The organism is Neisseria sp. (genome assembly GCF_030523955.1).
In the GTDB taxonomy this organism is placed as follows: Bacteria; Pseudomonadota; Gammaproteobacteria; order Burkholderiales; family Neisseriaceae; genus Neisseria.
Genome location: NZ_JAUNHL010000025.1, coordinates 1 through 20,419 on the forward strand (window position 1 = coordinate 1; position 20,419 = coordinate 20,419).

Annotated in this window: 24 protein-coding genes; 11 read left to right on the top strand and 13 right to left on the bottom strand. The window is 50.8% G+C overall.

Going from position 1 to position 20,419, the window contains the following annotated elements:
- A partial coding sequence (locus tag Q4C79_RS06785; RefSeq protein WP_303090267.1) for an MBL fold metallo-hydrolase occupies positions 1 to 365 on the top strand: 365 nt, incomplete at its 5' end.
- Positions 366 to 528: 163 nt separating this feature from the next.
- Here Q4C79_RS06785 and Q4C79_RS06790 read toward each other — a convergent pair.
- On the bottom strand, positions 529 to 753 hold the full coding sequence (locus Q4C79_RS06790; RefSeq protein ID WP_303090268.1) for a hypothetical protein: 225 nt from the start codon (positions 751 to 753) through the stop codon (positions 529 to 531).
- On the opposite strand from Q4C79_RS06790, the gene Q4C79_RS06795 reads away from it, so the two are divergent.
- Complete coding sequence (locus Q4C79_RS06795) at positions 718 to 1,347, top strand: LysR substrate-binding domain-containing protein (protein WP_303090269.1); 630 nt, start codon at positions 718 to 720, stop codon at positions 1,345 to 1,347. The two genes, Q4C79_RS06790 and Q4C79_RS06795, sit on opposite strands and share 36 nt — an antisense overlap.
- A 109-nt stretch (positions 1,348 to 1,456) precedes the next feature.
- Here the strand turns inward: Q4C79_RS06795 and Q4C79_RS06800 are convergent, their stop codons facing one another.
- On the bottom strand, positions 1,457 to 1,807 hold the full coding sequence (locus tag Q4C79_RS06800) for a winged helix-turn-helix transcriptional regulator (RefSeq protein ID WP_368492218.1): 351 nt from the start codon (positions 1,805 to 1,807) through the stop codon (positions 1,457 to 1,459).
- A gap of 112 nt (positions 1,808 to 1,919) precedes the next feature.
- Here Q4C79_RS06800 and Q4C79_RS06805 point away from each other — a divergent pair, with 112 nt between their 5' ends.
- The 5 genes from Q4C79_RS06805 (at position 1,920) to Q4C79_RS06825 (ending at position 4,744) form a co-directional block, all read left to right on the top strand.
- Positions 1,920 to 2,807, top strand: coding sequence for an arginase family protein (locus Q4C79_RS06805; protein ID WP_303090270.1), 888 nt, complete (start codon positions 1,920 to 1,922; stop codon positions 2,805 to 2,807).
- Positions 2,808 to 3,051: 244 nt separating this feature from the next.
- On the top strand, positions 3,052 to 3,213 hold the full coding sequence (locus Q4C79_RS06810) for a hypothetical protein (protein ID WP_303090271.1): 162 nt from the start codon (positions 3,052 to 3,054) through the stop codon (positions 3,211 to 3,213).
- Between the two features lie 29 nt (positions 3,214 to 3,242).
- Positions 3,243 to 3,509: a hypothetical protein gene (locus tag Q4C79_RS06815; protein ID WP_368492219.1), complete on the top strand. Its 267-nt coding sequence runs from the start codon at positions 3,243 to 3,245 to the stop codon at positions 3,507 to 3,509.
- A gap of 352 nt (positions 3,510 to 3,861) precedes the next feature.
- Entirely contained in the window at positions 3,862 to 4,155 is a 294-nt protein-coding gene (locus Q4C79_RS06820; RefSeq protein WP_303090273.1) for a hypothetical protein, read from the top strand.
- Position 4,156: 1 nt separating this feature from the next.
- The gene (locus Q4C79_RS06825; RefSeq protein WP_303090274.1) at positions 4,157 to 4,744 is read left to right on the top strand and encodes a flavodoxin; all 588 of its coding nucleotides are present in this window, start codon (positions 4,157 to 4,159) and stop codon (positions 4,742 to 4,744) included.
- Positions 4,745 to 4,989: 245 nt separating this feature from the next.
- On the opposite strand, the gene Q4C79_RS06830 is transcribed toward Q4C79_RS06825, so the two are convergent.
- The 4 genes from Q4C79_RS06830 to Q4C79_RS06845 form a co-directional block, all read right to left on the bottom strand.
- The gene (locus Q4C79_RS06830) at positions 4,990 to 5,832 is read right to left on the bottom strand and encodes an ABC transporter six-transmembrane domain-containing protein (RefSeq protein ID WP_303090304.1); all 843 of its coding nucleotides are present in this window, start codon (positions 5,830 to 5,832) and stop codon (positions 4,990 to 4,992) included.
- A complete protein-coding gene (locus Q4C79_RS06835; protein ID WP_303090275.1) occupies positions 5,829 to 6,626 on the bottom strand; it encodes a lipocalin family protein in 798 nt (265 codons plus the stop codon). The genes Q4C79_RS06830 and Q4C79_RS06835 overlap by 4 nt, the downstream gene beginning before the upstream one ends.
- Complete coding sequence (locus tag Q4C79_RS06840; protein WP_303090276.1) at positions 6,565 to 7,071, bottom strand: hypothetical protein; 507 nt, start codon at positions 7,069 to 7,071, stop codon at positions 6,565 to 6,567. Before Q4C79_RS06840 ends, Q4C79_RS06835 begins: the two co-directional genes overlap by 62 nt.
- A gap of 70 nt (positions 7,072 to 7,141) precedes the next feature.
- A complete protein-coding gene (locus Q4C79_RS06845) occupies positions 7,142 to 7,540 on the bottom strand; it encodes a hypothetical protein (RefSeq protein WP_303090277.1) in 399 nt (132 codons plus the stop codon).
- Positions 7,541 to 7,685: 145 nt separating this feature from the next.
- On the opposite strand from Q4C79_RS06845, the gene Q4C79_RS06850 reads away from it, so the two are divergent.
- From Q4C79_RS06850 to Q4C79_RS06865, 4 genes are read left to right on the top strand one after another with little or no spacing between them, the layout of a single operon-like run.
- Positions 7,686 to 8,189 carry a hypothetical protein gene (locus Q4C79_RS06850; RefSeq protein WP_303090278.1) on the top strand — a complete coding sequence of 168 codons (504 nt, stop codon included), beginning with the start codon at positions 7,686 to 7,688 and terminating at the stop codon, positions 8,187 to 8,189.
- The gene (locus Q4C79_RS06855) at positions 8,170 to 8,736 is read left to right on the top strand and encodes a TetR/AcrR family transcriptional regulator (protein ID WP_303090279.1); all 567 of its coding nucleotides are present in this window, start codon (positions 8,170 to 8,172) and stop codon (positions 8,734 to 8,736) included. Before Q4C79_RS06850 ends, Q4C79_RS06855 begins: the two co-directional genes overlap by 20 nt.
- A gap of 27 nt (positions 8,737 to 8,763) precedes the next feature.
- On the top strand, positions 8,764 to 9,546 hold the full coding sequence (locus Q4C79_RS06860) for an SDR family oxidoreductase (protein ID WP_303090280.1): 783 nt from the start codon (positions 8,764 to 8,766) through the stop codon (positions 9,544 to 9,546).
- Between the two features lie 10 nt (positions 9,547 to 9,556).
- A complete protein-coding gene (locus tag Q4C79_RS06865) occupies positions 9,557 to 10,213 on the top strand; it encodes an NAD(P)H-binding protein (protein WP_303090281.1) in 657 nt (218 codons plus the stop codon).
- Between the two features lie 536 nt (positions 10,214 to 10,749).
- Here the strand turns inward: Q4C79_RS06865 and Q4C79_RS06870 are convergent.
- The 7 genes from Q4C79_RS06870 to Q4C79_RS06900 form a co-directional block, all read right to left on the bottom strand.
- Positions 10,750 to 11,424, bottom strand: a complete 675-nt coding sequence (locus tag Q4C79_RS06870) for an OmpA family protein (RefSeq protein WP_303090282.1) — start codon at positions 11,422 to 11,424, stop codon at positions 10,750 to 10,752.
- A gap of 772 nt (positions 11,425 to 12,196) precedes the next feature.
- Positions 12,197 to 14,836: an aminopeptidase N gene (pepN, locus tag Q4C79_RS06875; RefSeq protein WP_303090283.1), complete on the bottom strand. Its 2,640-nt coding sequence runs from the start codon at positions 14,834 to 14,836 to the stop codon at positions 12,197 to 12,199.
- Between the two features lie 157 nt (positions 14,837 to 14,993).
- A complete protein-coding gene (gene fabG, locus Q4C79_RS06880; RefSeq protein WP_303090284.1) occupies positions 14,994 to 15,740 on the bottom strand; it encodes a 3-oxoacyl-ACP reductase FabG in 747 nt (248 codons plus the stop codon).
- A gap of 72 nt (positions 15,741 to 15,812) precedes the next feature.
- A complete protein-coding gene (locus tag Q4C79_RS06885; RefSeq protein WP_303090285.1) occupies positions 15,813 to 16,859 on the bottom strand; it encodes a hypothetical protein in 1,047 nt (348 codons plus the stop codon).
- Positions 16,852 to 17,889, bottom strand: a complete 1,038-nt coding sequence (locus tag Q4C79_RS06890; RefSeq protein WP_303090286.1) for a hypothetical protein — start codon at positions 17,887 to 17,889, stop codon at positions 16,852 to 16,854. The genes Q4C79_RS06885 and Q4C79_RS06890 overlap by 8 nt, the downstream gene beginning before the upstream one ends.
- Positions 17,890 to 18,235: 346 nt before the next feature.
- Entirely contained in the window at positions 18,236 to 19,162 is a 927-nt protein-coding gene (fabD, locus tag Q4C79_RS06895; RefSeq protein ID WP_303090287.1) for an ACP S-malonyltransferase, read from the bottom strand.
- Positions 19,163 to 19,407: 245 nt separating this feature from the next.
- Positions 19,408 to 20,319, bottom strand: coding sequence for a hypothetical protein (locus Q4C79_RS06900; RefSeq protein ID WP_303090288.1), 912 nt, complete (start codon positions 20,317 to 20,319; stop codon positions 19,408 to 19,410).
- Positions 20,320 to 20,419: the final 100 nt, after the last annotated feature.

Consider the following 20,419-nt stretch of genomic DNA (forward strand, 5'->3'; position numbering starts at 1 on the left):
CGGCGGATTTCTCGCTGTATTTCAACGGCGACAGCGGCTACGGCAAACATTTCAAAGAAATCGGCGCAAAATACGGCCCGTTCGACATCGCCTTTATGGAAAACGGTGCTTATAACGAAAACTGGGCGCAAATCCATATGTTCCCCGAGCAGTCGGCACAGGCGGCGGCAGAAGTGGGGGCGAAAGTGGCGGTGCCGATTCATTGGGCGAAATTCGATTTGGCCTATCACAACTGGAAAGACCCGATCGAGCGTTTTACCCAAGCCGCACAAGGCAAGCCTTACCAAGTGGCCACACCGAAAATCGGGCAGATTTTCGGCACGGATAATCTGCCACAGGAAAAATGGTGGCAAGGTGTGAAATAACGGTGTGTGCAGACAAAGCGAAAGCGGTGCAATGTGCACCGCTTTTATTGTCGCCGAGGCCGTCTGAAAAAAACCGTTTCGTCATACTCGGGCTTGACGCAGATTGTTGAGATGCCGAAACATAGTGGTTTAAATTTCGCAAAAGCCCCGACCGCCGCAGATTTCACGGCGTATCAAAGCCTTTTTCAACAGTCAGCCCTTTACCAATCCGATAAAACTGCCCGCCTGCCACATAGTGCAGCGTTTTCAAATCATCAGGCGCTTCGTCGAATTTCCAATGCCCGTTTTCAAAAATACGGTCGTCCGCCCATGCGCCGGCCACTTCGCCGATAAATAAATCGTGTAAGGCAGTTTGCAGGGCAGCCTGTGCATCAACGGCAACGAACACGCCTTCCGCTATGTGTTGTGGGAAAAATTCGAACGCTTTATGCAGCAGCACCCCGGCATTTCGCTGGAGCTGATCAGCGAAAATCGCCTGATCGATATTGTTGCCGAGCGCTACGATGCCGGCATCCGCTTGGGCGACGATATCGCTAAAGACATGATTGCGCTGCGGATTTCCGACGATATGCAAATGTGCGTGACGGCCTCGCCCGACTATCTTGCGCAACACGGCACCCCGCACGAATTAACCGGCCACACCTGCCTCAGCGTGCGCCTGCCCACCTACGGCAACCTGCTTAACTGGGAATTCGCCGACCCCGCACAAAACGGCAAAACGATTAGTGTACAAACCAACGGCCGCTTTACCGCCAACACGTCCGAGCTGCTGCAACGCGCCGCCTGCGCCGGCCACGGCCTGATCTGGACACCGCGCGATTCCATCACCGCCGAATTGGCCTCAGGCCGTCTGAAAACCGTGTTGGACGACTGGGCCGTCCGTTACCCCGGCTATCACCTCTACTACCCCAACCGCCGCGCCGGCTCGCCTTTGTTGCAGGCGCTGGCGGAATGTTTGCGGCATGATGAAATGCCTGTCTGAAAAGAATGCCTGTCTGAAACGCCAAAATGTTTTTCAGACAGGCATTCTTTTCAGACAGGCATCCCAACCAATCACGCGCTCGAATCCGCTTCTATAAGATGAACTGCCGTTACGAACCATCGGCAGCGCCGGTAAACCCCTCACCCCATGCACACATCGCCTGCATAATCGGATAGAGTGAGCGGCCTTTATCGGATAAACGGTACTCCACTTTGGGCGGGATTTGCGGATACTCGGTGCGGATAATCAAGCCGTCGCTTTCCATTTCTTTCAACTGGCTGCTCAGCGTGCGGTAGGTAATCGAGCCCAACAGGCGTTGCAACTCGTTAAAGCGCACGCATTCCACTTCCACCAGCCAATATAAAATCGCCAAGCGCCATTTGCCCTGTATCATGCTGAGCGTATAGCCGAAAGGCGTTTGATTTAAGGGAATCAAGTGTTTGAATTGCCGCATCGACATCAGTGCTATCCTTTTTGATAGTATCTGTTTAAAAAGACAGTAATTGTTTTAAATATATCGGCATTATAAACTGGGCGCGATTCCTTTCCCAACCTCTTCAGGAATGCTTACCATGAACCCTTCTGCAAACAAAACCCTGCGCCTGACCTTTCCGCAATGGCAAGGCGGGGAAATTCACAATATCGCCGCCTTGGTGCCGGAACTGCCGCCCGAAGACGCCGCGCAAGGCTATTATTGGGGCAGCCAATTGCTGGAATGGCTGGCGCCTGCCGGCGATTGCTCCCAAGCCGCCGTGCCGGTTTGCCTGTCGCTGGACGAAGAAGACATCCGAACCGAAAACGGCATCCAAGCCTACGCCGTTTTGAAACGGCAATTGCAAGCCGCGCTGGCCATCATCGAGGTATACCAACCCGAACGCATCGTTACTTTGGGTGGCGAGTGTTCCGTGAGCGTGCCGCCGTTTGCCTATCTGGCAGGCAAATACCGCGACGATGTGGCGGTGGTTTGGCTGGATGCGCACCGCGATTTGACCGTGCCGACGGACAGCTACAACGGCTATCACGCGATGGCGCTGGCCAAACTGCTGGGCACGGGCGATCAGGCCATCATTGACATGCTGCCTGCCACGGTTAAACCGCAAGATGCCCTGATTGTCGGCCTGCGTTCGGTGGACGAAGCGGTACAGCGGCAGATTGATCTCGGCGTGCAATCGCTCGTGCCGGCAGAAGTTGCCGCCGACAGCCGTGCGGTGTTGGATTGGCTGAAACAAACGGGCAAAAGCAAAGTGATGGTGCACTTGGATTTGGACGTGCTCGATCCGGCGGAATTCCGCATCGCGGTAGGCAAAGACCCCGACGGTATCCGCGTTGCCGATGTGGTGCGCATTATTCGGGATATTGCCGGCGCCGCCGATTTGGTCGGTTTGACCATTGCCGAGCCGATGCCGCAAGCGGTGATTAAACTAAAGAATTTATTGGCCGAGCTGCCTTTATTAAAATAAACCATCCCTTGCCTGTTGTTTCAGACAGGCATTTCTTTTGCCCGATTCGCGAGTTTTTCCATCACAATAAAATGCCTGTCTGAAAACACCGGAACGTTTCAGACGGCCTCCCCACACCCTTCTTTCCCGATTATTGAATTTTCTTCATAACGTCATGCGGTTTTCCCCCGCTAATCAAGCCGAAGCGTTTGGCTTATGATGTGCCTGTCTGAATTCCGTAACCCTTTCAAAGATAGGAAAAACCATGCCTGCATTCACTTTACCCAAGCGTCTATTACCCATCGGCCTGCTCGGTTTGTCCACCCTGATGGCCGCGGCGTGCAGTCATGCCGGCGATTCGGCGGCGGTCTCTTCCGCTTCGCAAACCGCGCAAACGGCGGGGCGCGGCAAACCGTATTGGTGGTAGGGGCAACGGGCAGCATCGGCCGCCATGTGGTGCCGGAAGCAAAACGGCAGGGCTACACCGTGCGCGCCTTGGTGCGCGATCCGGCCCGACCAGCAAAAACTGCTGCTGCGCCAAGGCGACACCAAACGCACCGGCTCGCCGCAAGACGGCGTGATTGCGCGCAGCCAGTTGGCGGAAGTGTTGGTAAACAGCCTCCACACGCCCGAAGCATGGGGCAAAACGGTGGAGCTGGAAGCGGAACGCGGTGCGAAAACCACCGACTTCGCCGCGCTGTTTGCGCCGATGAAGGCGGATAAAGGCTTAAACGGCGCAGCCGACCGCGACAACCTGCCTCTGGCGCAAGAACCCGACAGCGTGAAACGGGATTGGGAAGCGGTAAAAGCGCAGTTCGCCAAGCCTTGATTTTGCCGGAACCGGGGTTTTCAGACGGCTGTTTAATGTTGGGTTTACAACAGGCAAGCCATAAACGGGCGTTACAGTGGTAGGTCGGGCATTTATGCCCGACACAGCCCGCACCCACAGTAAAAGTCAGGCATAAATGCCCGACCTACGGCTTTTCAGACAGGCATTTTTCAAACGCGGTTTGAGTTGGAAACCCAATATCCGGCCGTCTGAAAACCCTTTAACCCACCCATCGGAAGCGCCGTCATGTCTGCCTTACACCAAACAATACAGCGCCTGTTTTCACTGCAAGCCAACGAATACCGCCTGTTTGCCTATTCTTTCGCCTATGTGTTTTTCCTGCTGGCCGCCTATTATGTGCTGCGCCCGATTCGCGACGAATTCGGCGCGGCCGGCGGGGTGGAGAATCTGCCGTGGCTGTTTGCCGCCACGTTGGCGGCGATGTTGTTGGTAAACCCCGCGTTTGCCGCGCTGGTAAAACGCTGGCCGCTGGGGCGCAGCCGCGAGACCGCCGCAGAATCAGGAATTTCAGGAGTTTAAGATGAAAATGAAAGCCTTATTGATGATTGCTCTGGCAGCGGTCGGCACCGCCGCCCACGCCGAAACCGCACCCCAAGCAAAAAACAAACCGCTGATTGTCTATTTAAGCCGCACGCAAAACACCGCCGCCGTCGCCCGCATGATTCAGCAGCAAACCGGCGGCGACTTGGCGGAATTGGACACGCAAACACCGTATCCGCAAAACTACCGCGCGGCGGTGGAACAGGTGCGGCGCGAAAACGAACGGGGCTACCTGCCGCCGCTCAAACCGCTGGCGCGCGATGTGCGCGCTTACCGCACCATTTATCTCGGCTTCCCCACTTGGGGCATGCAGTTGCCGCCGCCGGTGAAAAGCTGGCTCTCGCGCACCGATTTGCGCGGCAAAACCGTGGTGCCGTTCAACACCTACGGCGGCTACGGCGTCGGCAGCGGTTTTGACGATGTGAAACGCTTATGCACAGGCTGCACCGTTTTAACGGGGCTGTCGGTCAAAGGCGGCAGCGAGCGCGACGGTGTCAAACTGGCGGTTCGGGGGGCGCAGGCGCAAGAAGTTAACCGGCAAGTGCGCGCTTGGCTGGGTGGTTTATAGCGGGTTAACACATTTTCGATACAGGACACCGTACACAGATACGGAACCGGTTCTGTTGCCGTTTCAGCAGCTTACCAAACCGTTCTCTTCAGGCTAAGGCCGGCAACGCCGCAGCAAAGTAAAACGAAATACGCAAAAGCATACAGGCCGTCTGAAAATTTTTCAGACGGCCTGTCATAGCAAAACAACGCAGAACAAAACAAAACGCAGCAACACCGTTAGCAGGGTAAGTTGATTCGCTACCGTTACCCCACATCCACCCGTTTGCCGATGTCTTTCAATTTGGAGAACTCTTCCAGCAGACGCGGCCCATCGTCCAATGCGATGGCAAACGTCCACAAATACGTCATCACTGCATAAATATGCCCTGCGCTTACCGTGCGGCTGCCCAACTGCACCACCGCCGTGCCGAACACCGCCGCCATCGCCACGCCTATCCATAAAAAGCCCCGCGCTTCCCGGTTAGACAAACGGATGCGCAAATGCGCCGTATGCCGGTAGTGCCGTTGCAGCTGCCGGTGGTTCGCCCCTTCAATCAGGCTCACTTCCTTTTCCAAGCGGTTGTTTAAGCGGGCATACAAACCGTCGTTGATTCGGGAATAGCGCGGCAGCATCAGGCCGAACACCAGCAATACGGCCGCAGCCGCCACCCCTGCCCAAAATTCCAAAACCAACAGCATAACCCCCGCACCCACTAAAGAGAAACCGGACATAATCAACGTAGGCAAATGGATTTCAAAGAAATTCACCAATTCGCGCGACAGCATTACCCGCGCGCTAATCGCCGAAGTATCGCTGCCTTGCGCACGTTGGCGCACAATCACGGGAACGGTCAAATCGGCATACATTTTGGCGAACACGCGCGTATCCACGCTGCGCCGCAACGCCCCCAAGCCCCATACAACCAACACAAACACACTGTATAACAATGCTTTAAGCACCTCCCCGCGCACCATTGCGTCGATGGCGAATGCGGAAAACAAGGGGTAGGTCAGATACAGGGTGTTTTCCGCCGCCACCAGGCCGAATGTGAACAGCAGGCGTTTTTGGTTGTGCCGGGCAAGATAGTTTGAGCGCCTGCCAGTTATCGCTTGCTCTGATTTCCATGATTCAATTTTGCCTGTCGGGTAAAAACGAGTTGTAAATGCTGCAATTGCTTGATTAATTGGTTTAATTTTTCCAAGCCGAACCATTCGGCGGTCTGCGCTTCCAGCGCATGCAATTCGGCCACCATATGGCAAATCACGGCAATATCCAATTCACCTTGCTCCAGCATTTTTTCTATCTCTCGTCCTTGGATTGACAAGAAAACCAATCGTACTTTCGGGGCGATTTTTTGCAAGCTTAAAAGCAATCGCCGATCATTTCCAGAATTGCCATGCGTTCGATGGCGTGTCCACGATAATGCCCTTCTTTGGCAGCCACTGATGTTGACCGTGCCGCCGCCGTGGCAGAATTCGGGGTTGTCCCGCATCGCGGTCAGCGTCAGTTCGATATCGGCGGTAGGAATACGGATATGCAGCCGTGCCGGATAGCTGTTGCCGGTTTGCTCACTTTGCCAAACATCGCGGTAATCCAGTTCTGCCACATGGTTGCTTTGCAGGCCGTTTTCGTCCAGCAAGGTGGCGAAAGCGTGGTGTTCGCCGTTGCCGTAGCACACATCCCCTAACGACAGAGCAGCTGTTTGCGCCGGATTGAGGGTGATGCCCAGCCACAGCCAAGACGGCAGGTTGCCAAGAAAATCAAAACCGCTGTTTTCGGGTGTGGGATACCTCCATTGGCGGTCGAGCCAAGCCGTGGTGTCTTGAATCTTGATCACTTCATCGTGCAGGCGCAGCGTACCGCTCACGTCCATATTGGGAAAAGCGAACTGGTACGACAATGCGCCCCCACAGCGGCAAAACGCCAACCATGCCGTTGTACATGGTTTGCGCACGCAGAGTAAGCACGATATCCAGTGCGCCGTCCGCAGCGTCCAGTTGCAGGGTCAGGCGCTTTTCATCGCCTGCCAAGGTGCCGAACGACGAAGTAACGCGGCAACGGTCTGCATCGGCACCGATGCTTCCGTCAACGGCTTCGTTGGCGGCATGCGGCAGCCAGATTTTGCGGCCGGCGTCCATCAGCATGAATTCGGTGGCGGCCACTTTGGTATCGCTTTCGACAAAATTGGCCTGATGCCATTCAAAGCCGATCTCACGGCCTTGGTGGCGGAAATTGCACAAGACATACCACGAATAGGTAAACACCTCGGGCTTGCCTTTCAGATCACGGGCAGGATGGGCAAACAGGGACATGCCCAGATTGGCGGCATCGGTTTTGCGGGACATGACAGACTCCTTTATTCATAGCAGTGGAAATGCAGAAGATTGTAGGCAACCCGCCCAATACAGGAAACAGTCAGTTGCGGATATCGTAGGTTAAAACGTTATAACCCGCGTCGGTTAAATGTTTGTATTGGATAACGAAGTCGATTTCCACCGCATCGAAACCCGCCCACGGCAGGCCGAAATGGCCGGGATATCCGCTGCGGCACATCGGCAATGCGTGGTTGAAAATAATCAGCTTGTCGCTTTTCTCTTTGGCGGGGATATACCATGCCTCCAGCGGCGTGCCGTCGGCGGAGGGAATCACCCAATCTTCATAGGCCATGCCGTATTCGTCGGGCTTTTTGAAGATAAAACTGCGTAGCGGACGCACGATATTGGTCAAGCCTTTCACTTTCTCATGGTCTTCGGCGGAAGTGGTTTTTTTCTGCTCAAGGGCTTTCGCCAGGCGTTCGCGGGACATTCTTGCCATGCGGTTTTCCTTTCTTTGTGGGCGTTTTCAGACAGGCCTTGCTGTGTTTCGGCGCTGTTTGGTAAAGCATCATTATGGTTTTACAAAGCTTATCCGGTAAATGAATAATCTGGGAATTTAGAATTCCTGCAATTGGAAAAATCATATGAACCGCATCGATGCGCTGAAAATATTTTGCAGTGCCGCCGAAACCTTGCAATACAAGGAAACCGCCCGGCGTAAAGATGCTCGGATCAAGCCCGAGCATGGCGCAAGTGTTTTCAGATATCGAAAAGAATTTCGCAAAGATCTTGGCTTCTGTATACCGCCCGCAGCGCAACGTCACCCACCCGCGCGTGAAACGGGTATTCGACCTCTTGGCGCAATGTTTGACGCAGCATATTTCGATATAAACATACAATGCCTGTCTGAAAACAAAGCTTGCGCGTTTTTGATAAGCCAAACGTTTCAGACAGGCATTGTTTTCGCAGCGATAGCGTTCTTACCGCCGGCTAACGGAAATAAAGCCCAAGACCTTTGCAAAACACCCAGCCCCTCCAAGCACCACTTCCCTGTTGTTCCCTTCCCTATTGACAATTTTATTTTTACACCTATAATGACTAACCAGTCATTCACTAAAAGGAACAAAAATGGCAAGGCCGCTGAGTGAAGAAAAGCGTCAAGCATTGATTCAAACCGCCATTAATCTGATTGCCGAACAAGGTTTGTCGGCCAGCACCGCCAATATTGCCAAACAGGCAGGCGTGGCCTCCGGTACGTTATTTACCTATTTCGATAGCAAGGAGGCGCTGTTTAACCAAGTTTATTTGGCGATTAAAAACGATATTGCCGCCGCGTTGTTAAACGATGCCGTTTACAACGATTGGCAAACACAAATGCAGCATTGGTGGAACGCCTATATCGCATGGGGCATCCGGCATCCGCGCGAGCGGGCCGCCGTGCGGCAATTGGAATCTTCGCCGATATTGGCACAAGAAACACGGCAACAAGTACGCGAGGCGTTTATTCCCATGTGGCAGATGCTCGCCGAAGCCGAACGTTTAGGGCGGTTTTATCTGCCTTTGGATTTAACGGTACTGATGATGGAAAACATGATGGAGACCACCATCCAGTATCTCACTCATGAAACACAAGCTTCCGCACACTACCAACAAATCGGTTTTGAAATGATGTGGCGGGCGGTTGTAAAAGCATAAACATATTGATTTTAAAAAGGATAAAACATGAAACTCACTGCATTAATCACAGGCGCATCCAATGGTATCGGTTTGGAATTGGCCCGTATTCACGCCAAACGTGGAGGCGATTTGGTTCTCGTTGCCCGTTCGCAAGACAAACTCAACCAACTGGCAGACGAATTACGCGCACAATACGATGGCATTCACATTACCGTTATTGCCCAAGATTTAACCATGCCGCAAGCTGCACAATCGATATTTGCCCAAACCGAACAACTGGGTATTCAAGTGGATATCTTAATCAACAATGCCGGCTTCGGCGGCCACGGCCGCTTTTTCGAGCGTGAATTGGCAAAAGAACAGCAAATGATCCAACTTAACATCACCACGCTGACAGAGCTGACCCACCTCTATCTGCAAGGCATGGTGGCGCGGCGCAGCGGCAAAATCCTAAACGTATCGTCCACCGCCTCGTTTATGCCCGGCCCCTTGCAGGCGGTGTATTACGCTACCAAAGCTTATGTTACTTCGTTCAGCCAAGCAGTAGCCGAAGAAGTACGCGAGTTCGGCATTACCGTTACCGCGCTGTGCCCCGGTGCGGTGGCAACGGGTTTTGTGGATGCGGGCGGTTTGCAGGATGTGGGCGCATGGAAAAACGCCAAATCGGCGCAATCGGTGGCCGAATACGGCTATCAGGCGATGGAAAAAGGCGAGCTGGTGGCGTTTAACGAAGGCAAACTGAAGTTTGCCTTGGAATGGGTGATTCCGCTGCTGCCGCGCAAAACCGTGTTGAAAATGTCGCGTATGGCGATGGAAAAATCGAAATAAGGAGCACCTTATGCACGCCCTCATCATCGGTGCCACCGGCGCAACAGGCCGCGCGTTGTTAGACACCTTGCTGAACGATTCCGCATTCGAACGGGTCAGCATTTTCGTCCGCCGCCCGGTAGCGTTGGAACACCCCAAGCTTGTTGTTCATGTAATCGACTTTGAACAGCCGCACACTTGGCAGGATCAAGTACGCGGTGATGTGCTGTTTTCTTGTTTGGGCACGACTTTGAAAGACGCGGGCAGCAAAGAGGCACAATGGCGTATCGACTACGACTACCAATACCGATTCGCACAAGCCGCCAAAGCCAACGGCGTGCCGCAGTTGCTGCTGGTATCTTCTGCCTACGCCAACCCCGCATCAAAAGGCTTCTACACCCGAATGAAAGGCCGACTGGAGCAAGACGTTGCCGCACTGGGTTTTGCCTCACTCGGCATCTTCCGCCCGCCGAGCCTGGTGCGCCCGAATACCGACCGCACAGGCGAAAAAATCGCGCTGCGGCTCTTGAACGGCTTGAACCGCATCGGCCTGCTGCGCTCCATGCAGCCCATGCCGGTAACGGAACTGGCGCAAGCCTTGGCCGTTACCGCCAAACAGGCGCGGCCGGGTGTGCATATTTTGGAAGCAGCCACCATCCGCGCTTTGATATATAGCAGATTAACTTAACTTTCGCTACGGCGTTGCTGCGCCTTGCCGTACTACTTGTACTGTCTGCGGCTTGCTGCCTTGTATCGAAGTAATTAAATCTGCTATAGCGGATCAACTCAATTCTGATAACCGTTTCGTCATACTCAGGCTAAGCCTGAGTATGACGTACCTACTTTTCTGAAGTTTATTTTTAGCCATATAACCTAAAATGCCTGTCTGAAATCATTCAGACAGGCATTTTTACTACATCAATCTTCTCAAATCCTAGGGTCTGTCGACAATTAACCGGCGAAGCGGTTTTTTGAGACAAAAACCGCGTATGCAAGGCAAAAAGCACAGCAAGGTTGAACACCTTGCGAGCATTTTTAACGCCGCAGACGGGGTTTTTTGACCAAAAACACCGCCGTTGCGTTAATTGTCGACAGACCCTAGCTTGCGACTTATGCGTAAAATTCAAAACATTACCGGCAGTTTACATTCCGTTATACCCGGGTTTGGTCCGAGCATAGCGCAAAACCTCACCCTACCGGCATGAATTTTAGCAAAAGTTCCGCTTAATTGCTTTGGGCTTGACCGGCGTTGGCAGTCGGGTTGATCAGAATTTCTACGCGGCGGTTTTGCGCACGGCCGGTTTCGGTATCGTTAGATGCTACCGGCTGGCGTGAACCGTAGCCGACAGTGCTCAAACGAGAGCCCGCCACACCGCGTTGTACCAAATAGGCGGCTACCGATTGGGCGCGGCGTTGTGATAAAGGTTGGTTGATGGCATCGTTACCGGTGCTGTCGGTATGGCCGGCTACGGTAACGGTGGTTTCGGGATATTGCACCAGTGTTTCCGCCGCTTTGTTCAAAGAATCCATCGCGGGCGTGCTCAAGGTAGCGCTGTTGGTGGCAAAAGTCACCGCGCTGGGCATGGTCAGCTTGATTTGGTTGCCTTCGCGCGATACTTGAACATCAGTGTTTTTCAGGCTTTCACGCAATTTGGCTTCCTGATAATCCATATAACCGCCTACGCCCGCGCCTACAGCGCCGCAAGCCAAAGCCGCATTACGTGCACCTTTGCCGCCGTGCGTCAGCGCACCGATGGCGCCGCAGGCAGCCGCACCGCCTAAACCGTACATGGCGGTTTTGCTCATTTTTTGTTGTCCGGTGTTGGCATCGGTTACGCAGCCGGTCAGTACCAGAATGGAAGAAGTTGCCAACACGGTTAAAGGTTTCAGCAGATTCATGGGATTTATCCTTCGGAATGATTTTATCGGTTAACTTGGCTGAACAAGTTCGTAAAACAAATCATGCCAGACAGATTGGCAACCGTTCAGCTTTACATACATTTCTGTCTGTCTAACTATATCCGACAGACTTTAATAAAGGAAGTTTCCTTAACTCTATATAACGCTAAATTACACTAGAAGCGAGCATCGTGTCGCCTGCGCAGTCAAACCTTATAGCGGATTAACTTAACTTTCGCTACGGCGTTACTGCGCCTTAGAGCGTGTCATCATAATGCTTGCGAAGCGGTTTTTTGAGGAAAAATCCGCAGATGCGGATTTATAGCAGATTTAATTAATTTTCGATACAAGACAGCAAGCCGCAGACAGTACAAGTAGTACGACAAGGCGCAGCAACGCCGTAGCGAAAGTTAAGTTTATCTGCTATAACCAAAAATACCGCCGCAATGCCCTCAACTACTCGCTCTAAGGTAAATGCCTGTCTGAAAATTTTTCAGACAGGCATTTTCACTTGAAGTGAACTTGAATGAACACTTATTTTTGTCATACCCGGGTATCTGCTTTTCTTCTATCAGCGGATTTAATTACTTCGATACAAGGCAGCACGCCGCAGATATTACACGTACGGAACAAATTCTATTGCCGCTTTAGCGGCTTACCAAATCTTTCTCTTCACGCTTTGGCGCAGCAGAGCCTTCGCGAAAGTCAAGTTAATCCGCTATCAAACGGCTTTTTGCAAAATCTCAAACCCAGAGAAACCAACCTAACCGGTTCAAGCCAATACTTTGCCCACCACTTCGGCCACGTCTTTCGACAAACCTTCTTTAGCCGCAATCCGCTGCAACTCATCGCGCATCAAGGCTTGCCGTTGCGGCTCCAACCGTTTGCAAATATTGAAGGCCTGCACCAAACGGGCGGCCACTTGCGGGTTGAAACCGTCGATTTCCATGACCTTATCGGCCAAAAAGCGGTAACCTTGGCCACCTGCCGCGTGAAAATGCGGCACATTGCGGCTGAACGTTCCCAACAACGCGCGTGCTTTGTTCGGGTTTTCCAAGCTGAATCGCGGATGATTCAAGGCAGCCTTAACCTGATCTGGCGTATCGCTGCGGCGGCTGGATGCAATCAGGCTGAAATATTTGTCCATCACCAGTGCTTCATCGTCGAATTTTGCGGCAAAAGCATTCAGCAATTGATCGCGCAGCTGGCCGGGATGGTGGTTTACTGCCGACAAAATCCCCCATTCGTGCGTCATGTTGCGTGCCATTTCTTGATAATGCTCGGCTACATACCCGATGTGCGCCGGATCGGCGCGCAATACGTAAGCACGGCAGGTATTGAGCAGACTGCGCCAAGCCGCCAGGTCGGGACGGTATTCGTAACGTACCGCCGCATCGGCGGCCTGCTCTTGCGCCAAGGCGCGTTGTGCCAAGGCCTGAAATTGCGGCAGGAACGAGCTTGCGATTAAATCCAGCAACGCTTCGCGGGCTTGATGCACCCGAAGCGGGTCGATATTTTCACTGTCCGCCCACAACTCGGCTTCCGGCGGTACCGCCAGTAACATGGCTTGGAAACCGGCATCATCTGTCTCTTGCAATACCTGCTCCACCGCACGCAACAGCGCCGGATGCTCCGGCAAGGGCCGGCCGGCCGCCAGCGCCGCCTCATTGGCGGCAATCGCGCGGCGGTATAAGGTTTGTCCGGCTTCCCAACGTGCGAAGGCATCGTCATCCGCCGCCAACAATAATGCCAACTCTTCATCGCTGTAGTCGAAATTCAAATGTACCGGTGCCGAGAAACCGCGCAGCAAAGAAGGCACCACCGCTTGGTGAACGCCCTGTAACACAAAACGCTGTTCGGCCTCGCTCACGCGCAACACCGCTTCTTGCTGCTCTTCCTCGCTGCCCGGCAAACGGAACGCCACTTTCTCACCGATGCTGCCGGCTTTTTTGCTGAACAGGGCAATTTTCAACGGCATCATCATCGGCTGTTTTTCCGCCATATCGGGCGTCGGCGGTACGTTTTGTTTCACATCCAGCACATAATCGCCGTTATCCTGCAATTGACCTGCTACCTTCAGCACGGGCGTACCGGCCTGGCTGTACCACAGCGCGAACTGCCCGAAATCAAAACCGTTGGCATCGGCCATCGCCGCACGGAAATCGTCGCAGGTAACTGCTTGGCCGTCGTGCCGCTGGAAATACAGCCGCATGCCTGTCTGAAAACCTTCTTCGCCGAGAAAAGTGTGATACATCCGCACCACTTCCGAACCTTTTTCATAAACCGTCATGGTGTAGAAATTGTTCATTTCCACATAGCTGGCCGGGCGCACCGGATGAGCGGTGGGGCCGGCGTCTTCCGGAAACTGGTGCTGGCGCAGCAGCGCCACGTTTTCGATGCGGGTTAAGCCGCCGGCGCGGTCGGCGGAAAATTCCTGATCGCGAAATACGGTTAACCCCTCTTTGAGCGAAAGCTGGAACCAGTCGCGGCAGGTTACGCGGTTGCCGGTCCAATTATGGAAATATTCGTGCGCAATCACACTTTCCACGCCGGCGAAATCAGCGTCGGTGGCGGTACGGCTGTCGGCCAGCACGAATTTGGTATTGAAGATATTCAGGCCTTTGTTTTCCATCGCGCCCATATTGAAATCGCCCACCGCCACGATCATGTAAATATCCAGATCGTATTCGAGGCCGAAACGGGTTTCGTCCCATTTCATCGCATGCTTGAGCGACTCCACCGCAAAACCGACTTTACCGGCATCTTCCGCGCGGGTATAAAACTCAATCGACACCTCCCGCCCGCCGGCGGTGACAAAAGTATTGCGGGTAAGTGCCAAGTCGCCCGCCACCAGTGCAAATAAATAGCTCGGCTTCTTATAAGGATCCACCCATTTCGCCCAATGGCGGCCGCCCTCCAGAGCGCCGCCGTCCACTTTGTTTCCGTTCGACAGCAACACCGGAAACCGCTTTTTATCGGCGATGATGGTGGTGGTGAATTTGGACATCACATCGGGGCGGTCGGGATAAAACGTGATTTTGCGGAAACCCTCCGGCTCGCACTGGGTATAGAAGTTGCCGCCGCTCTCGTACAAGCCCATCAAGGATTTGTTCTCATGCGGTTTCAGGCGGGTTTCCACTTCCAGTGCAAACACTTCCGCCGGCACGTTTTCTATGCTCAGCCGCTCACCTTGCAAACAGTAATCCGCGCGCTCTTCGCCGTTGATTTTCAACACCAGCAAATCAGCTGATCCGTCCAACACCAACGGCACACCGGTTTGCTGCGGCTCCACCAGCAAGCGCGATTTCACCAGCGTGTAATCGTCGTAAATCTCAAAGGTTAAATCGGTTTGGTGTACCAGAAAGTCCGGCGCGCGGTAATCTTTCAAATAATGGACGGTATTTTGCTGCATGATGCTTCCTTTCAAATAGTGGCGCCCATTATACAGAATGCCTGTCTGAAAAAATATTTCAGACAGGCATTCCGAACCGCATCCGTTTATACCGTCGCAAATATCGCATTATGCGAAGGCTTGATGCGGGTATGGCGCAGAATCGATGCAGTCCGCATCACGGCATCAGCATGCCGCCGTTCACATGCAGCGTTTGGCCGGTAATGTATTTGGCCTGGTCGCTGGCCAGAAACAACACCGCATCGGCAATATCTTGCGGCTCACCGAAGCGGCCGAGTGAAGTTTGCGCTTCAAAGGTTTTACGCGACTCTTCCGGCAGCGAGCGGGTCATATCGGTATCGATAAAGCCCGGCGCCACGCAGTTAACGGTAATTCCGCGGCTGCCCACTTCGCGCGCCATCGATTTGGAAAAACCGATTAAGCCCGCCTTGGCCGCCGCATAATTGGCCTGCCCGGCATTGCCCATCGCGCCCACTACCGAAGTGATGTTGATCACGCGCCCGCTGCGCTGTTTCATCATACCGCGCAGCACCGCTTTGGAAGCGCGGAACACCGATTTCAGGTTCACCTGCATAATCTCGTCCCACTCTTCCTCCTTCATCCGCATTAAAAGATTATCGCGGGTGATGCCGGCATTGTTCACCAGAATATCCAGCTTGCCGAACTCTTTTTCGATCTCCGCAATCAGGCTCTCGATACTGCCCTCTTGCGCCGAATTCAGCGCCCGCCCTTGGCCGCTCCATTGCGCCAAGCGCTCGCTGATGGCCGCTGCGCCGCTCTCGGAAGTGGCGGTACCGATTACCGTCGCCCCTGCCTGTGCCAAAGTATCGGCAATCGCCGCGCCGATGCCGCGCGAAGCGCCGGTTACCAAGGCGACTTTGCCGCTAAGGTCTTGTGTAGTCATGAATCTTCCTTTCATTTAAATGATTGATTCAAGCGTTCATATTATAAATGGCTGTCTGAAATCATATCGAAATCAAGGTAATGTGATTTCTTTATAGGGTTCTAAGTTTAAAATATACCGAATCCAATTTGAAAAACTGTATTTTTCCTTAATATCAGGGTCAATAGGCATATAAGGTTTACGCATAAACGCTTCTATTCCCTCTAAATCCTGACCATCCCAAATAAAAATATTATTGGGATGATAAAAATCATAATGCGCAACTTCTACATTGGTAGTGATCAGTTTTTTTCCATACCCCAAGGCTTCAAATACTCGAAAAGACAAACCCGTGTGATCCGAGGTAACAAAATCAATTAATGCTTTTGCCTTATGAACAGCTTTTAAATTATCCTGAAATTCCCTAATCTGATGAATCAGTTTAATGTTTGCTACTCCTGCATATTCTTGACTAAGCTTAGGAATATCCTTTTCCTTACAAACAATATTAAAATCCAATTGCCAACCATTACTTTTTGCTAATTGGCCAAATTTAATAATGACGTCTTTTCTATCCGGCAAATGACTACCTATGAAATAAAAGTCGGAAGTAACCGCATTATCTTCCACAAGATAATCCAGATAAAAATTAGTGATCGGCAACAATTTATCTGATTTTTGGTACAAATCTTTCGGATCAAAAACATAGAACCGATCAAACCATTGCAAGTTTTGCCATATTCTTGGAAATCTATTCATTCCATCCCATTGGTAGGCAACCATATCCTTTTTGATATATGAACGGATATCATTTAAAAACGCTTCCGACCAAATATCTGCGCGAATAAAAAGCGCATAATCAACTCCGCCTGTTTCACTTAAATATTGAAAAACTTTTTGAAATTGAGAAGTTTTTTGAAACACTTTGGATTTCAAATTATGTTTTGCACTTTTATCCTGCAAAATATATTGTCTAAATTTGGTTTGCAGTCTTTTGATTATGGAAGGATAAACAAACAACTCTTCATCATATGCCAAGGTAATCACATGAAATCCATTGAATTTCAAATTTTCCTCAATAGCTTTGTAGATACCAAAATTGGCAGGCATCACCAGAAGAATACTTTTTTGTTTATTCATGCTCTGCCTCGATTGGCAAATCCATTTTGATATAGGGCGATTGATTCAAGACATAGCGTATCCAATTACCAAAGCTGTATTTCTGTTTGATCTCTGCCGTTGGCATCTGGTAGGGTTTAGCTAAGAATTCATCCAAACCATTTAAATCCGAACCATTCCAGACGAAAATATTGTCGGAACAATAAAAATCGTAAGTGCTAACGGCTGTATTGGTAGTAATGAGCTTTTTGTTATTGGCCAATGCCTCAAACACCCGAAATGACAACCCTTTGTGATCGCTGCTGACAAAGTCAAGCAACACACGGGCTTTAGATGCACGTTGCACATTTTCATTAAAATCCAAGCAGTCCTTTATCAACTTGATATTAGATCCGGGATAATATTGCCGCCCCCTTTTTTCAGCATATTTCCATAATATGTTTAAGTCCATGGTATATCCGTTTTCAGCAGCATAACGGGCAAAAGCGTTTATACTGCTTACTCTGGAAAGATCATGTACACCGGTGAAATAAAAATCGTATTCAGATTTCGGAAAAGAAACATCAAGATGGTCGAAATAGAAATTGCTAGTGGTTAGAATACCTCTATCCTGATCAGCATCCTTGGGATCGAACGCAAAAAAACGGTCAAATTCTACAATCAGTGCCTCCATGTCCGGAAAACGATTTAGACCATCGCATTGATAATTCACTACGATTTGCCGTGTCTGCTTACGAATAAATTGTATGAATTCACGACTGTAAATATCGCCGCTGATAAACAAGGCATAATCAAGGCCGCCTGATTTAGCGATTTTAGTAGCAATTTTATTTTGCAACGCTTGCCATTTGATTTTCTTTTTGGTAATTGTGTCTTTGTAGATCAGCTTACGATATTTGGCGTAAAGGTTTGTTTTCAAAGAAGGATAACGAAAATCTATATCGTCATACACGATATTGATAACATTGAAGCCGTGGTGATGCAGCGCTGCCTCAATCAGTTGGTCGAGTCTAGCAATTTTAGGCATTGCCAGTAAGATTGTTTTTCTCATACGCAAGTTAAATTTTATTTATTTTAAGACGACCTTTTTACCAATAAAGGCCATTCTACAATATCTTTGATATGAATTATCTTAACTTCGCCATGGCGTTACTGCGGTTTGCGATAATGCTGTAAAGTCTGTGCTTGCTGTTTAAGGGCTGCGACAATTAACGCAACGTTGGTATTTTGGGTCAAAATACCTCGTCTGCGGCATTCAAAAATGCTCATAAGGTATGCAATCTTGCTACACTTCTTGGCCTGTATACGCGATTTTTGCTGTAAATAAACCACTTCGCCGGTTAATTGCCGACAGTCCCTAGTATCGAAAATTAATTTAATCCACAATAAATTGATAATTAATGCGCCTCAATAAACGCAGCCACCTGCTCCGAGTTGGTCAGCGCCGTACACACCGCCTCTTTATTGATGCGCTTGGCCAAACCGGCCAATACTTTGCCCGGGCCGCATTCGGCCGATTCGGCCATACCCTCGCTCACCAGCGTATTAACGGTTTCCGTCCAGCGTACCGGGCTGTAAAGCTGGCGCACCAAAGCGTCTTTAATTTTATCGGCATCATCGTAAGCGGCCACATCGGCATTGTGAATCACTCTGATCTGCGGCGTTCTGACCTCCACTTCGTTCAATGCTTGCGCCAGTTTTTCTGCCGCAGGCTTCATGAGGCTGCAATGCGAGGGCACCGACACCGGCAGCGGTAAGGCCCGTTTGGCACCAGCTGCTTTTGCTGCTTCCATCGCCCGTTCAACCGCCGCTACATTACCGGCAATCACCACTTGGCCGGGCGAATTGAAATTCACCGCCTCCACTACTTCTCCTTGCGCCGCTTGCGCACAAATCTCTTTCAATTGCTCGTCTTCCAGCCCCAGAATCGCCGCCATCGCGCCTACGCCTTGCGGCACGGAGCTTTGCATCAGCTCGGCACGCAAGCGGACCAGTTTAACCGCATCGGCAAAATCCAGCGCGCCGGCGGCCACCAATGCGCTGTATTCGCCCAAGCTGTGGCCGGCCACAACGGTGGGCGCTTTGCCGCCTGCCGCCAAATAAGCGCGGTAGGTAGCGACACCTGCCGCCAGCATCAACGGTTGGGTATTCACGGTGTGTCCGATGATTTCGGCATCTTCGCCGTTCATCATGGCCCACAAATCCTCGCCGAGCGCGGCTGATGCTTCGTCAAAAGTCGTTTTAACCACGGATACGCCGTCAAAACCGCTCATCATATTCAGGCTCTGCGAACCTTGGCCGGGAAAGAAAAAAGCAAATGACATAAGACAATATTCCTCTAATTTTTCAACATCGCCAACCAAGGGTGGTCGGCAAGAAAGATTAATAATACATAAGTAAGCACTAAATTGGCCAGTGCCGCCAAGCCAAACGATATTCGGCAACCTTTTTTGAGTGCCCCACATAATACAATAAGGGCAGCACCAGCAAGCCACCGGCGTGCAGTTGTTTGGCAATAACCTTTACCCCATAATATTGTCTGTTATTTTCCAAATAAGATTCGGGCTTTTTACTTTACAACTCCTTTAAAATAATGATCTGTATTATTTTTTATCATAAAGATCATCGGCAATAAAATCACCCAGATGTAGTCGAATTTTCCCATGTAGGGATTAGTCGCATTAGCCAGTAAAAAGGAAAGCATACCCATTAGGAAGATGAATAAAACAAAAACTGCACAACCTGAGATCAGCCAAACCAAGCTGATCTTGTTTTCAGACTGTCTATATTTGCGTGCGGTTAAAAGTAGCGTCAACACTACCCCTGTGATAACGGCAACAAAGATTCCTCTGCGTCCGGAAAGAATGGTAGGAATGAGCAAAGTAACAATTCCGACCAAGGACCAAACCCAATAACGCTGTTGGCTGAAAAAAACACCAATACAAAAAGGTAACAGAAACAAAATCGAAGTCACCGTAGGCAGTGTGAATTTAAAATATTCTCCACGCCCTTCATCCACGACAGCCTTATCGGCATATCGTGCTGATAAAAATTGACTTAACGGGTTACCAGGCATGATTACTGTTAATAAGCTATAGAGCGTTAGCAATACACCGACACTCACCGCAGCAACCAACAGTAGTTTTAATAGTTTCTCTGAATCGCTTGAACGATAGGCCAATGCAAGTATCAAATAAATTAGCGGATAGATTACTTGGACCGTTAATACAGCAACCGCGCCCGGGTTTCCATTAACAACACCATAAAAACTGCCCAGCAGACCCACCAATATCATTACGATTCCGATTAAGGCTCCATTAGCATTAAATTTTTCATTCCGTAGACATAACAGGGTCAATCCGGTGCAAGACATCACAAAGACCGTTTTGATAGGGACAAAAGTCGAAGGGAGCAAAAGGCAAAAGTATAATAAAAAACCAAGTTGCAAAATCACTAAATTTCTTATGGTTATTTTTCGCATACAAAAAACCTTTGTACAAAATCTTAAAAACAAAAAATTCTTATAGAAAATTAATTCTTACAAAGAATTCCCGCATTCAAAGACTTTAAATACAATGTTT

What these genes read in the sequence shown, in the direction of transcription:
- Q4C79_RS06810 (WP_303090271.1), top strand. Translation starts at nt 3,052, where the DNA reads ATGCCTGCATTCACTTTACCCAAGCGTCTATTACCCATCGGCCTGCTC.
- Q4C79_RS06860 (WP_303090280.1), top strand. Translation starts at nt 8,764, where the DNA reads ATGAAACTCACTGCATTAATCACAGGCGCATCCAATGGTATCGGTTTG.
- Q4C79_RS06805 (WP_303090270.1), top strand. Translation starts at nt 1,920, where the DNA reads ATGAACCCTTCTGCAAACAAAACCCTGCGCCTGACCTTTCCGCAATGG.
- fabD (WP_303090287.1), bottom strand. Translation starts at nt 19,162, where the DNA reads ATGTCATTTGCTTTTTTCTTTCCCGGCCAAGGTTCGCAGAGCCTGAAT.
- Q4C79_RS06900 (WP_303090288.1), bottom strand. Translation starts at nt 20,319, where the DNA reads ATGCGAAAAATAACCATAAGAAATTTAGTGATTTTGCAACTTGGTTTT.
- Q4C79_RS06855 (WP_303090279.1), top strand. Translation starts at nt 8,170, where the DNA reads ATGGCAAGGCCGCTGAGTGAAGAAAAGCGTCAAGCATTGATTCAAACC.
- Q4C79_RS06865 (WP_303090281.1), top strand. Translation starts at nt 9,557, where the DNA reads ATGCACGCCCTCATCATCGGTGCCACCGGCGCAACAGGCCGCGCGTTG.
- Q4C79_RS06850 (WP_303090278.1), top strand. Translation starts at nt 7,686, where the DNA reads ATGAACCGCATCGATGCGCTGAAAATATTTTGCAGTGCCGCCGAAACC.
- Q4C79_RS06885 (WP_303090285.1), bottom strand. Translation starts at nt 16,859, where the DNA reads ATGAATAAACAAAAAAGTATTCTTCTGGTGATGCCTGCCAATTTTGGT.
- Q4C79_RS06800 (WP_368492218.1), bottom strand. Translation starts at nt 1,807, where the DNA reads ATGTCGATGCGGCAATTCAAACACTTGATTCCCTTAAATCAAACGCCT.
- Q4C79_RS06825 (WP_303090274.1), top strand. Translation starts at nt 4,157, where the DNA reads ATGAAAATGAAAGCCTTATTGATGATTGCTCTGGCAGCGGTCGGCACC.
- Q4C79_RS06890 (WP_303090286.1), bottom strand. Translation starts at nt 17,889, where the DNA reads ATGAGAAAAACAATCTTACTGGCAATGCCTAAAATTGCTAGACTCGAC.
- pepN (WP_303090283.1), bottom strand. Translation starts at nt 14,836, where the DNA reads ATGCAGCAAAATACCGTCCATTATTTGAAAGATTACCGCGCGCCGGAC.
- fabG (WP_303090284.1), bottom strand. Translation starts at nt 15,740, where the DNA reads ATGACTACACAAGACCTTAGCGGCAAAGTCGCCTTGGTAACCGGCGCT.
- Q4C79_RS06845 (WP_303090277.1), bottom strand. Translation starts at nt 7,540, where the DNA reads ATGGCAAGAATGTCCCGCGAACGCCTGGCGAAAGCCCTTGAGCAGAAA.
- Q4C79_RS06820 (WP_303090273.1), top strand. Translation starts at nt 3,862, where the DNA reads ATGTCTGCCTTACACCAAACAATACAGCGCCTGTTTTCACTGCAAGCC.
- Q4C79_RS06870 (WP_303090282.1), bottom strand. Translation starts at nt 11,424, where the DNA reads ATGAATCTGCTGAAACCTTTAACCGTGTTGGCAACTTCTTCCATTCTG.
- Q4C79_RS06840 (WP_303090276.1), bottom strand. Translation starts at nt 7,071, where the DNA reads ATGTCCCGCAAAACCGATGCCGCCAATCTGGGCATGTCCCTGTTTGCC.